This window comes from Leifsonia sp. C5G2 (genome assembly GCF_013359685.1).
Lineage (GTDB): Bacteria > Actinomycetota > Actinomycetes > Actinomycetales > Microbacteriaceae > Leifsonia.
This window is the reverse complement of record NZ_JABFMV010000017.1, coordinates 59,541-71,042: the sequence shown is the minus strand read 5'-3', so window position 1 is coordinate 71,042 and position 11,502 is coordinate 59,541. Positions and strand designations below refer to the sequence as shown.

Annotated in this window: 10 protein-coding genes; 4 read left to right on the top strand and 6 right to left on the bottom strand. The window is 62.6% G+C overall.

Annotated elements, in window-relative coordinates; translation table 11 throughout:
- Positions 1-755: 755 nt before the first annotated feature.
- From HNO83_RS18090 to HNO83_RS18080, 3 genes are all read right to left on the bottom strand, one after another.
- Positions 756-1,910, bottom strand: coding sequence for a cation diffusion facilitator family transporter (locus tag HNO83_RS18090; RefSeq protein ID WP_349627288.1), 1,155 nt, complete (start codon positions 1,908-1,910; stop codon positions 756-758).
- Positions 1,907-2,281 (bottom strand): ArsR/SmtB family transcription factor, encoded by a 375-nt coding sequence (locus HNO83_RS18085; protein WP_175338919.1) that lies wholly within the window; start codon positions 2,279-2,281, stop codon positions 1,907-1,909. Before HNO83_RS18085 ends, HNO83_RS18090 begins: the two co-directional genes overlap by 4 nt.
- 292 nt (positions 2,282-2,573) lie before the next feature.
- Positions 2,574-2,978 (bottom strand): four-helix bundle copper-binding protein, encoded by a 405-nt coding sequence (locus HNO83_RS18080; RefSeq protein ID WP_115697582.1) that lies wholly within the window; start codon positions 2,976-2,978, stop codon positions 2,574-2,576.
- A gap of 983 nt (positions 2,979-3,961) precedes the next feature.
- Here HNO83_RS18080 and HNO83_RS18075 point away from each other — a divergent pair.
- The 4 genes from HNO83_RS18075 (at position 3,962) to HNO83_RS18060 (ending at position 8,521) form a co-directional block, all read left to right on the top strand.
- On the top strand, positions 3,962-5,230 hold the full coding sequence (locus HNO83_RS18075) for a Mur ligase family protein (RefSeq protein WP_175338918.1): 1,269 nt from the start codon (positions 3,962-3,964) through the stop codon (positions 5,228-5,230).
- Complete coding sequence (locus HNO83_RS18070) at positions 5,227-5,943, top strand: type 1 glutamine amidotransferase (protein WP_175338917.1); 717 nt, start codon at positions 5,227-5,229, stop codon at positions 5,941-5,943. Before HNO83_RS18075 ends, HNO83_RS18070 begins: the two co-directional genes overlap by 4 nt.
- 20 nt (positions 5,944-5,963) lie before the next feature.
- Positions 5,964-6,911 carry a M15 family metallopeptidase gene (locus tag HNO83_RS18065; RefSeq protein ID WP_249776841.1) on the top strand — a complete coding sequence of 316 codons (948 nt, stop codon included), beginning with the start codon at positions 5,964-5,966 and terminating at the stop codon, positions 6,909-6,911.
- Positions 6,912-7,030: 119 nt separating this feature from the next.
- On the top strand, positions 7,031-8,521 hold the full coding sequence (locus HNO83_RS18060; RefSeq protein ID WP_175338916.1) for a hypothetical protein: 1,491 nt from the start codon (positions 7,031-7,033) through the stop codon (positions 8,519-8,521).
- Between the two features lie 50 nt (positions 8,522-8,571).
- Here HNO83_RS18060 and HNO83_RS18055 read toward each other — a convergent pair whose 3' ends face one another.
- The 3 genes from HNO83_RS18055 to HNO83_RS18045 form a co-directional block, all read right to left on the bottom strand.
- Positions 8,572-8,874 carry a metal-sensitive transcriptional regulator gene (locus tag HNO83_RS18055; RefSeq protein WP_115697587.1) on the bottom strand — a complete coding sequence of 101 codons (303 nt, stop codon included), beginning with the start codon at positions 8,872-8,874 and terminating at the stop codon, positions 8,572-8,574.
- 24 nt (positions 8,875-8,898) lie between these two features.
- The gene (locus HNO83_RS18050; protein WP_175338915.1) at positions 8,899-11,127 is read right to left on the bottom strand and encodes a heavy metal translocating P-type ATPase; all 2,229 of its coding nucleotides are present in this window, start codon (positions 11,125-11,127) and stop codon (positions 8,899-8,901) included.
- Positions 11,128-11,210: 83 nt separating this feature from the next.
- Entirely contained in the window at positions 11,211-11,465 is a 255-nt protein-coding gene (locus HNO83_RS18045) for a YHS domain-containing protein (protein WP_115697589.1), read from the bottom strand.
- Positions 11,466-11,502 lie beyond the last annotated feature (37 nt).

Genomic DNA, 11,502 nt, shown 5'->3' with positions numbered 1-11,502 from the left:
CCCCCGGCCGATGGCCGAGGGCTTCTTCAAATGAGACCTAAGACGCGACTCAGGTGAGACCTATGTCGCGACTCAAGACAACCGCGGAGGGCGTGGGATTCGAACTCTAGCCACGGCCCGCTTAACCCCCGCACCACTGCGAAAGTCTGCGGAAAGTCGGCTTCATGGAGTGCTCAAGAACGTTACCCGATGCGCTTGGTTTTTCCTCAAATGTTGTCAAAGTGTTGTCACGCAAATCGGGCTCGCAGAACCGGCTGAGATCCGCCCCCGAGGTGACCGCTCGGGCGACGTCAAGTAGGTTCCATGAGTTTGGAAATGCTTGATCTGGCTTCAGTGGAGGATGCATCAGCAAATGCTGCTCGTCCGCACCATGCAAACTGTCATAGCGACCGGTATCAGGTAACGTTTTTGAAGGTTTTCTGCCGCCGGGTAGATATGCCACGCCTTCGGCACCAGCCCGGATGCAATCCCGACGTTTGGCTAGTCTCTCTTGAGCCGCGGAGATAGCGTCGCCGTAGATAGTCGCTTGGCGTAGCCTGCAGGTAGCGCAGCAGAAGAGCATGCCGGACCACAACATGGTGGACGGCCGAATGTATTCCCGCCGCGCGGGCCCCGGATGCCCGAGTCCGGAGCTCCAGCCAGTGCGAGCCGAAAGCGGCCTTGGACAACTTGCACTGATCCAGTCACGGCGGGAGCTTCTCATCTAGCACTCGCACCTCACGGCGTTTCGTGAACCGAATCAGCGGTCCGTCCGGTTATCGGGTCGAACGTGCGGGGACCAGGCGGACGTGGAAGTCGTCGACGTTCCCGACGGTGCTGCGCAGGTGCGCGAGAGCATCCAGTCGGATGGTGTCAGCTGCAGCCAGGGTGTCATTTTCGACCTCGATCTCAGCCGCGCCTTGCAAACGGTGACCGACCCACCGCAGCTGTACCTGGTTGACGCCGTGCACACCGGGGGTGTCCGTGAGGGCGTGTTCGACCTTGTGGACGAGTTCTGGTTCGATGCCGTCCATCAGCCGGCGGCCGATGCTGCGCACGGTGCCCCAAAGGAGGATGACGATCGCGATAGAGATCAGCAGGCCGACGATCGGGTCGGCGATCGGGAAGCCGAGCATCGCCCCGAAGGCACCGAGCACCACTGCGAGCGAGGTGAAACCATCCATCCGGGCGTGCACACCGTCAGCGACGAGAGCGGCGGAGCCGATCTTCTGCCCGACTCGGATCCGGTAGATGGCGACGGCCTCGTTGCCGGCGAAGCCGATGAAACCGGCAGCAACAACCCACCACAGGTTGTGCAGTGGCTGTGGGTTGATGAAGCGTTCGATCGATTGCCAGGCGGCGACGATCGCCGAGAGAGCGACGACCGCGATGATGAAGAGGCCAGCGAGGTCTTCAGCCCGACCGAACCCGTAGGTATAGCGGCGGGTGGCGACGCGACGGCCGAGGATGAACGCGATCCACAGCGGCACCGCGGTCAGCGCGTCCGAGAAGTTATGAACCGTGTCCGCCAGCAGAGCCACCGAACCACTGAGAAGCACGACGACGAACTGCAGGATCGTTGTTCCCAACAGCAGGAACAGGCTGATCTTCAGCGCCCGAACCCCTTCGCGGCTGGCTTCCAGAGCGTCGTCGATGGAGTCGGCGGCGTCGTGCGAATGCGGTACGAACAGGTTGTAGAGGAACCCCTTGAAACCGGTCGGGTGACTATGACCGTGGTCGTGGTCGTGGTCGTGGTCGTGGTCGTGGTCGTGGTCGTGACCGTGGTCATGGTCATGGTCATGCGCGTGGTCGTGCTTCTGCTCGCCGTGCGGGTGATCATGCTCGTGCTCGCCGTGGGGGTGGCGATCGTCGTTGCTGTGCTCGCCGATGGCTCCATGGTCGTGGCCGTGGTGGGGGTGCGGAGTGGTCACGCTGTCGCCTCGTCGGATTCGGTCTGGTTGTGGTGGTGCCGGGGGCTGCCGCCGAGGGCGTGTTCGGCTTGGAAGATGGCGTCCGTTACCAGCTGTCGGGCGTGCTCGTTAGCCAGCTGGTAAAACACGCGGGTGCCTTCCTGCCGGGTGGAAACAATCCGGGCGAGGCGGAGTTTGGCCAGGTGTTGGGAGACTGAAGCGGGTGTCTTGTCCAGGATGTCGGCGAGATGGTTGACCGAGAGTTCCTGGTCGCGGAGAGCGAGAATGATCCGCACCCGGGTGGCATCGGCGAGCATGCCGAACACTTCCACGGCCAACTCGACGTACTGGCTATCGGGCAAGCGCCCACATATCGCGTTATCTGCATCCATACGCAGATTATTCCATAGGTTGTCGGGACCGAGGTCACAGCGTCGCGTGAGAACCTGGCCGGGACGTCGATGGAGGAGAACTTATGGCGCGCAGTCTGACGTGTAAGGCGTGTGGCGAGGTCATTGTGGGTGACACCGACGACGACTTTGTGGAGAACGCTCGAGAACATGCCCGCGGGCACGGCCACGTGGGTCCGGCGCTGACGAGGGAGCACATTCTGGCCCGCTTCGAGCACAACCACTCAGGCGATCACGGCCATGACGGCCGCGACCGCTCGAACCCGCAGGCCGGCTAGAGGCTGGCGATGAGGTCGGCGCAGGCCCGTTCGCAGCGCCGGCAAACTTCGGCGCAAATGCGGCAGTGTTCGTGCATGCTGGCGTGCTTGTCACATTCGTCTGCGCACGCACCACAGGCCGCTCGGCACGATTCGAGTGCCGCTCGGGTGACGTTTGCGTCGTAGCCGGTGTGTCGGGAAAGCACGTTGGCGGTGGCGGCGCAGTTGTCGGCGCAGTCGAGGTCGGTGCGCACGCACTTGACCAGGTCTGCGACCATCTCTTCGCTGAGACAGGCGTCCGCGCAAGCGGTACAGGTTTGCGCACACTCGATGCACGCTTCGATGCACGCCACGAGCTTTTGCCGGTCGATGTCTCCGAGGTCGGCGGGGTAGCTGTCGAGCATTTGTTCAACGGTGGACATAATGCTTCTCCTTCACGATCAGCAGCCCCCTGCACGGGCGAGAGTACGCCGAAAGTGCAAACGGCACGATCCGCACCCACGCGATTGGTTTCCGATCCATTGCGGGCATCAGAAATGAGGTGCAGACGCAAGGCTGCACCCACGTACCCCTAACGGCAACCGATCCCCGACAGACGGACCCTTTCCGAGCTGCAAGCCGCGATGCCCAGCAAGATGAACGCATCGGCCTGATCAGCGGTGTAGTTCGGGCGACGGTTCCACGAGCTTTGGGAAAAACCGGGCAAATGGATCACTCAACTTCTTCCCACAATGCCCGCTCGCTCTTTTTCAGCATCGCTCCAGATCCTCTCCGGCAACCGCAACGCCAGCGGAGCGCGGGCGAAGCGACCGCTCAGGACCGTTTGCGAGAATGATCCTGATCGAGCTAGCAAGGGATGAACATGATTCGCGTACACGATGCTAATGGGCATCCTCGCACGCGCGCGTTTCTGATGGCATTGGCCATGTTGTTTGTCGCAGTTCTGGTGACCATGGCGTGGGTCCATTCAAGTCCTCGCCATGCCGTCGGCGGCTTCCCTGCGGATGCCGTAGTGGCGGCGCAGCCAAGCCCGGTTGACGCTGTGCATGACATGTCCGAAAGCCACAGTGACAATAGCTCCTCCGCGGAATCAGAGGACCATTCGTACCTCCGTTCTCGCCACAGCGACACACCTCTCCCCCTAGCCAACATGTTGGCCGCTCGAAGCGCCGCCACGGCGCCCATCGAGCTCAGGCACGTTCCGACGCGTACACCCAATGAATGGCTAGTTGCTCCTCCGGACTGGTCTGTCGCAGTGGTCAAACTTTCAGTGAGTCGAACCTAGGAATCATCTTCCCGGGACCGTCGCGTCCCGATCCGATGTACCTACTTGCCGCCAGGTGCGGCATGTTCTCGCGCCATCCCCTGCGCGCCACGGTTCGCCGACTCATTGAAAGCCCCAACCATGAAACACTTCCTCCCCATTTGTCTAGGAAAGACTGTTCGATCTCTGCTGCGACTCGCCCGCCGCGGATCTGCGCTCCCCGGCCTGATCGTCGAACGAATCGATGTTGCGCTACTCCCGGACGTGCTTGGCTCCCTACCCCGCGGCGTCGTGGTGGTCGCCGGAACCAACGGAAAGACCACGACAACAAAACTCATCGTTGAAGTTCTTCGAGCGCACAACCTGAAGGTCTTTTCAAACCCGAGCGGCAGCAATTACAGCCGCGGCATCCTCTCGTCGCTCCTGGGACAAATCTCGTTCTCAGGCCAACTCGATGCAGACATTGCCGTGCTTGAACTCGACGAGGGACACGCGGCCGCGTTTGTGAGTGCGGTGCCGCCACGACACTCACTCATATTGAATGTGATGCGAGATCAAATGGATCGATATGGCGAGATCGACCACACGACGAACCTGCTACATCAAGTCGCTGTGGCAACTACGCACAATGTCATCGTCAACGACCTAGATCCCCGGCTACACAGTGAACGCTTTCTGCAGGATGTCGGCGCTGCCGTATCAGCCTTCAGCGCATCCCCCGAGCTTCAACCCCTATTTCCCGGGGACGACGAGCTGCTTGAGACGGATCAACGGGCAAAGATCGCAACCTTCGACCAGACAACGCTTGAGCGGATCGAGCCAACTCCTGTCGCATCATTTGACGGCGCTTCGCTTCCATTCACGCTTCCATTCGGAGGGTCGTTTAACTCCCTCAACGCGGTCGCCGCCCTGTCGATCAGTCGTGCGGTTCTCGGTAGCGATTTCGATCTACACCGCGCTTCCGAAGCACTAGTCCACGCGGCGCCCGCGTTTGGGCGCGGCGAACTCATCACGTTCAAAGGACAGACAATCCACCTGGTCTTGGTTAAGAATCCCGGCGCATTCCGGGCAGCGTTGGAATCGTACTCGGGCGACGGCGCTCACACGATGATCGCGCTCAATGATCATGACGCCGACGGGAAAGACGTCTCCTGGATTTGGGATGTCGACTTTGCCCCTCTCAAGTCCGACAAAGTGCAGCTCGTGTCCGGAACACGCGCGCCCGATCTTGAGCTGCGTCTTCACTACGACGACATAGCGGTGGCCATCCGCGAACCTGATATTCGACGCGCATTGGACCTCTTCGTCAAGACGCCAACGCCGACTCTCAAGCGCATCTACTGCACGTACACGGCGATGCTCGCGATCAGACGCGTGCTCCGTCCCGGAATCCTTGGAGAAGCAGCATGAAGCGCACGCTCACAATCCTGTCGCTTTACCCGTCGCAGATGAACGTCTACGGCGACCGCGGCAATGTGCTCGTCCTCCGGCGTCGCCTGGAGTGGCGAGGCTACCGAGCCAACGTTCACGAACTCCATCTCGGCGAAACGCTCCCCCGAGACGTCGATCTCGTCGTCGGCGGCGGCGGCCAGGACCGCGGACAGGTCGCAATCCAACCGGACCTTCTTCGACACCGTCACGACTTGCGGGCAATGGCCGAAGACGGCACCCCAATGCTGCTGGTGTGCGGACTGTACCAGTTGTTCGGCCATTCCTTGCAAGTAACCGACGGCACCCGACTGGCAGGGATCGGGATCCTAGACCTGGAGACCCAGCCGGCACCCCAACGCAGCATCGGTAACGTCTCCGCCGATACGTCGGATTTTGGAACGCTCGTCGGATACGAAAACCACGCCGGAGCGACCACTCTCGGCCCAGAAGCGCAACCCCTGGGCACAGTTGCGGCCGGCCAAGGGAACAACGGCAAAGACCGCACAGAAGGCGCGCGCAGGTCGGCCACCTTCGGCACGTACCTCCACGGGCCCCTCCTTCCACGCAATCCTCTCTTCGCCGATCACCTGATCCGCGTCGCGCTCGAACGTCGCTTCGGCCATGTCGAGCTGGCCGATCTCAGCCACGCTGCCGAGCAGCTGGCGCGGGCCTCCGGAAGTCGGCGTCGGTGACGCCCCGACATGCCCGAGGATTGGAAACTCGAATCGCGCAAGCGCGAAGGGCTAGTCGCGAAACGTTCGCTCTGCTGCGCTCGATGTGGGCTGACTATACGCATTTGCGGCCGCTGGCGCGAAGGCCCTACCAGGAGCGCCTGACCTTCGCGTGGTCAATTGTTATCGGCGCAATTCTCATGGCAGCATTGACGGTGAGCCTTGGAGCGGTCTACGGCATCATCGCTCCTGCCGGCACAATCGACCGCGGCCGCAGCGAACCTGCGACCACTACCTCTCCCCCAGAGACGCGACCGGTACCCAGCATCGTGCCCACGCCGGTGCATTTGGGGGTGTACCCGCTAACTGAACCCAGCAGCCCCTGGTTCCTCGTCAACAAGCTCCGCCCCATCCCCGGCGCTGCGACCTACCAACCCAGTGACCTGACAACCCTCCCCCCGGATATCCCCAACCCAAATGGTCAAACTCTCCGCCGAGTTGCTGCAGCAGCATTCGTCCAGCTCGCCGCAGCCGCGAAAGCTGAAACCGGAGCGACTCTCGTCGCCCAAAGCGGATACCGCTCCTTCAAATACCAGACCGATGTCTACGCCTCCTACACAAAGTCCGATGGCGGAGCTGCGAACGCGGACACAACGAGCGCACGACCCGGTTACAGCGAACATCAGACTGGGATGGCTGTCGACATTCTCGACACACAAAGCGGTTGCGGGCTCGAGGACGATTGTTTCGGAAGGTCGCCCACGGGGGTGTGGCTTGCTGCCAACGCCTACCGATACGGATGGGTCCTTCGCTACCCGCCCAACAAATCGGCGGTCACGGGGTTCGCGTACGAGCCATGGCACTTTCGGTGGGTCGGCACAGCGTTGGCGTCCCAGCTCCGCGACAGCGGAAAGCAGACATTGGAAGAGTTCTTCGGGCTTGCTCCCGCGACCAACTATTCTGACCAACCAGAAATGACCGCACACTAGCTGAAGCCTGTCGCACGCTCTCTTCGACCCGAGCAACAGACACCCACGCGAGTAGGGTCTGCGGTGCATACCACCAGGTACCCTTCCCGTATACCCCGGGTGGGTATACGATTCGGTTTATGGATCCCTCCTTGCCGACCGGTGTTAGCCGCCCGAGCGGGTGGATTATTGTCGGCGCGAGCGGGCTGGGGCTCGCGTCGGCGTATTGGGACGACTCGTGGCATTCCACGCTCGGGCGAGATAGTGCCCTGATTCCTCCGCACCTTCTGTTGTACGCATCGATCGTCGCGGTTGGCGTCATTTTGGGTCTCTGGGCGATGCGGATACTTCGCGATACTCGTTCCCTGAGTGCCCTTGGTCGCGCGCCGGGGTTCATCCTCGCCGCGGCAAGCGCTGCTGCCACAGCAATCGCCGCTCCCGCTGATGCCTTTTGGCACAGCACTTTTGGTCGCGACGCAGTCTTGTGGTCGCCTCCGCACCTGCTGTCGGTAATTTCAACGACGGTCCTCTTGGGTGCGATGCTGGTCAGCGTTTCGGATCGACCGTGGCGCCAGTTGCAGATCGGGCTATCCGCCGTCGTGCTGGCTGCAGCTCAGATCCTTGTGATGGAGTACGACACAGATGTCCCCCAGTTCAGCGAGACGCTCTATCTGCCTGTTGCCCTGCTCTCGTTGCTGAGCGCTGGGTGGGTGATCATTCGCACGACCAGGTTCCCATTCGCCCTCACAACGGCGATCGTCGCGTACATCCTGTTGCGCGCGGCGCTGACCGCCGGGCTCACCGGGGCGGGCTGGTTGGCGCCGGATCTGCCGCTTGCGCTTCTCGGGCTGGCGGCCGTTGATCTTCTTCAGAGCCTGCCACGGTTGCGATGGCTGGTCGCCGCCAGCATCGTGGCCGCCCTTGAATCCCTCCTCTCTGCAATCAGGCTCAGCAACGTGCAGATAGGGTCGATTCTGCCGTGGACGATGGCAGTGGTGGGCGCGGCTCTCGTAGCTGTCTTTGTGGTCGGCGTCAGGAATCGCGCTGTTACAGCGACGATCGTTCTCCTGCTCGGGTTGAGTTTTGCACTGGTCACACCGGTGCCGGCTAGCGCTCATGATCCTGGGCAGGGGCCGTCCTTCGGAACGGCGGCACTTTCGGTTCAGGGTGACGGGAGCGGCGAACTCACCGTTACCGTGGACGACTTCAGCACCACGGCGACAATGCCGGGCCGGGCTTGGCTGGTTGCCCGGCGGGCCGGCCAAACCATTACGGTACCGCTGGCGGCCGGGTCGGTGAGCAGGTCCGGTCGGGCGACCGGTCGAATCTCACTTCCACACCCAGGACTGTGGTTCGTCTACGCGGACGTTTCATCCTATGTCGGGACGCTCGAGGTGTGGCTTCCGATTTCCCAGAACTTCACTGGAACCATCACCCAAACTCGGGCGCTATATCAACCGACGGAAACTCGTGAATGGTCCCCGCCGCAGTACCTCTTTGCCCTGTCACTTGTCGCGATCGGAGCGGTGCTCGTGGTCTGGTTGATGGTCCGCGTACGCCGAGTCCCGACCTCGGGAGCCACGGAGCGGCCTTACACGAGCGGCGCTCCCCCATCATTGCCCGGTCGATGAGGATTGAAGCTTCTCCCGGCCGCCCTCGTCTAGGCCGCCTTCGCGGGTGCTTACGACCGGACTAACCGCGCTATCGCGTCCGATGCTTCTTTGATCTTGGCGTCCGCTTCCGCGCCGCCTAGCTTGACCGCGTCTGTGACGCAGTGTTTGAGGTGGTCGTCGACGAGTCCGAGAGCCACCGATTGCAGCGCCGAGGTGAGCGCGGAAATCTGGGTGAGGATGTCGATGCAATATTGCTCCTCGTCGACCATCCGATACACCCCACGGGTCTGGCCCTCGATCCGCTTCAGACGGTTGAGGTACTTGTCCTTGTCGGTGATGTAGCCATGCGTTGATTCGGTAGCGGTGTCCATCGTCTGTCTTTCTTCGGGTGCGTTTTACGACTGACGCGCCAGCTCTGGCTGAGCAGGTTGATCGGTTCGATCGGTTCGATCGAGCATGGCACGGGTGCTCACTTCTGGTCGCAAGTCCAGGCGACGCAACAGCTGCGCGTTCAGTGCGACGACGATCGTGGACAGCGACATCAAGATCGCACCGACCGACATCGGCAACACGAATCCTATGGGAGCCAGAACGCCCGCCGCGAGCGGGACCGAGATCAAGTTGTAGCCGGCCGCCCACCACAAGTTTTGCTTCATCTTCTGGTAACTGGCTCGGGACAGCTGGATGACCGAGAGCACCGAGCGGGGATCGTCGCTGGCGAGAATGACGCCGGCGGACGCGATCGCGACATCAGTGCCGGCGCCGATCGCGATCCCGACGTCGGCCTGGGCCAGCGCGGGCGCGTCGTTGACACCATCACCCACCATCGCCACCTTGCGTCCTTCGGCCTGGAGTTCTTTCACCTTGGCGGATTTGTCTTCCGGGCGCACACCAGCGAAGTAGCGGTCGATTCCGAGTTCGGTGGCAACGGATTTTGCGACAGCGTCAGCGTCGCCGGTGATCATGACGACGTGCACGTTCTGGGCGTGAAGCGCTTCGACGGCTTGCCTGGACTCTTCGCGCACTTCGTCGGCGAGTTTGAGCGCGCCGACGACCTGCCCGTCGACCAGTACGTGCAGGATGATCGCTCCCTCTTCGCGCCAGTCGTAGGCGACATCGAGTTCGTAGCCGTTCTCCTGCGCCAGAAGGCGCGGGCCGCCGACCTGGACTCGAGAACCGTCAACCGTTACAGCTACACCGATCGCCGGGGACGATTCGAATCCGGTGGCTCTCGGTACGGTGAGCTGCCGCTCCTTTGCCGCGTTCACGATCGCTCGGGCAAGTGGATGTTCGGAGTCGGTCTCTGCGGCGGCAGCCAGGGCGAGCACACGGTCCTCTCCGTGATCGTCGGTCGCTTCGATCGCGGACACGGTTGGTTCGCCCTTGGTGAGCGTTCCAGTCTTGTCGAACAGGACGGTGTTCACCGTCCGCATGCTCTCCAGCGCCAGCCGGTCCTTGATCAGCACGCCGCCACGAGCCGCTCTCTCGGTCGCGATCGACACGACGAGCGGGATCGCGAGGCCGAGTGCGTGCGGGCAGGCGATCACCAGAACGGTGATGGTGCGCACGACGGCGTCGTTTGGGAGTCCGATCAGGGTCCAGACGATCGCTGTGATGATGCCGGAGCCGAGAGCGAACCAGAAGAGCCATCCAGCAGCGGTGTCGGCAATCCGTTGGGCGCGGGAGGATGAGTTTTGCGCTTCAGTGACCAGGCGTTGAATGCCGGCCAGGGCGGTGTCATCGCCGACGGCGGTGATCTCTACCCGCAGGCCGGAGTCGGTGGCGACCGTCCCGGCGATGACGGTGTCACCTGTACCGCGTCGGACGGTGCGCGATTCACCGGTGATCATGGACTCGTCCATGCTCGCCGAACCGTCCACGATTTTTCCGTCGGCCGGGACGCGGCCGCCGGGTCGAACCACGACAACGTCCCCGACCTGCAACTCGGACGGTGGTACCGGTATGGTCTGGTCACCGTCGACCCGTTCGGCCTCGTCCGGTAGGAGCGCGGCCAGGGAGTCGAGCGCGGAGGTTGTTTGGGCGAGAGATCGCATTTCGATCCAGTGCCCGAGAAGCATGATCACGATCAGCAGGGCGAGTTCCCACCAAAAGTCGAGCTGGTGGTCGAGGATCCCGAGGCTCGCGCCCCACGATGCGAAGAACGCGACCGTGATGGCCAAAGCGATCAGCAGCATCATCCCGGGTTTCCGGGAACGAAGTTCAGCGACGGCACCGGTGAGGAATGGCCTCCCACCCCACACGTACATGACCGTGCCCAGGACCGGCGAGATCCAGCCGATCCATGCAGCGTCGGGGAGGTGGTAGCCGAGGATCATCGCGAACATTTGCGAGAAGACGACGACGGGCACGGCCACGACCAGCATGATCCAGAATAGGCGACGGAATTGCCCGACGTGGTCGCCGTGACCGGCGTGCCCAGTCATGTCGTGCCCACTATGCCCATCCATATCGTGACCGTCGTGGCCCGCCACGTCGTGGCCGGCGTGGGTGGACGTCTTCGGTTCTTCCGGTCGGGCCGTGTCGTGGTGGGCGTGCGCATCCGGACCGGTCTGCACGGTCTGGGTGGGGACGGAGTGGTTGTCCCGCCCGGCGTGATTGGTCATGGTTCCTACCCTGTAACGGTTGCAGGTTTCTGTCGAGATCAGCTCTGGCGTCGAGACGACGGCTAATGCCAGTCGCGGTTGCGTCAGGCGGTGGCGTAGCGGGCGGGGTCGGCGTCGAACTTGGGTCCGCATCCGGCGCAGCAGAGGTAGTAGCGGGTGCCCTCGTAGTCGCGGTAAAGGCCAGCCGCTTCTGCGTCTGCCTTGACGACCAGGCTGCCCTTCATGACCGGGCATTCTGCCAGGTCGGTGGCGGCCGGTCCGAGGAGGTTCCGGGTCCCGGTTGGCGCCCCGTGGTGGTGATCGGGTGCGCTGGGGGTGTGGTGGTGGTTGTCGGTCATGGCGGTTTCTTCCTTCGACGGTTGGGTTGGTGGGTGG

Coding starts and splice junctions, on each gene's coding strand:
- HNO83_RS18085 (WP_175338919.1), bottom strand. CDS start 2,281: ATGGATGCAGATAACGCGATATGTGGGCGCTTGCCCGATAGCCAGTAC.
- HNO83_RS18080 (WP_115697582.1), bottom strand. CDS start 2,978: ATGTCCACCGTTGAACAAATGCTCGACAGCTACCCCGCCGACCTCGGA.
- HNO83_RS18075 (WP_175338918.1), top strand. CDS start 3,962: ATGAAACACTTCCTCCCCATTTGTCTAGGAAAGACTGTTCGATCTCTG.
- HNO83_RS18070 (WP_175338917.1), top strand. CDS start 5,227: ATGAAGCGCACGCTCACAATCCTGTCGCTTTACCCGTCGCAGATGAAC.
- HNO83_RS18060 (WP_175338916.1), top strand. CDS start 7,031: ATGGATCCCTCCTTGCCGACCGGTGTTAGCCGCCCGAGCGGGTGGATT.
- HNO83_RS18055 (WP_115697587.1), bottom strand. CDS start 8,874: ATGGACACCGCTACCGAATCAACGCATGGCTACATCACCGACAAGGAC.
- HNO83_RS18050 (WP_175338915.1), bottom strand. CDS start 11,127: ATGACCAATCACGCCGGGCGGGACAACCACTCCGTCCCCACCCAGACC.
- HNO83_RS18045 (WP_115697589.1), bottom strand. CDS start 11,465: ATGACCGACAACCACCACCACACCCCCAGCGCACCCGATCACCACCAC.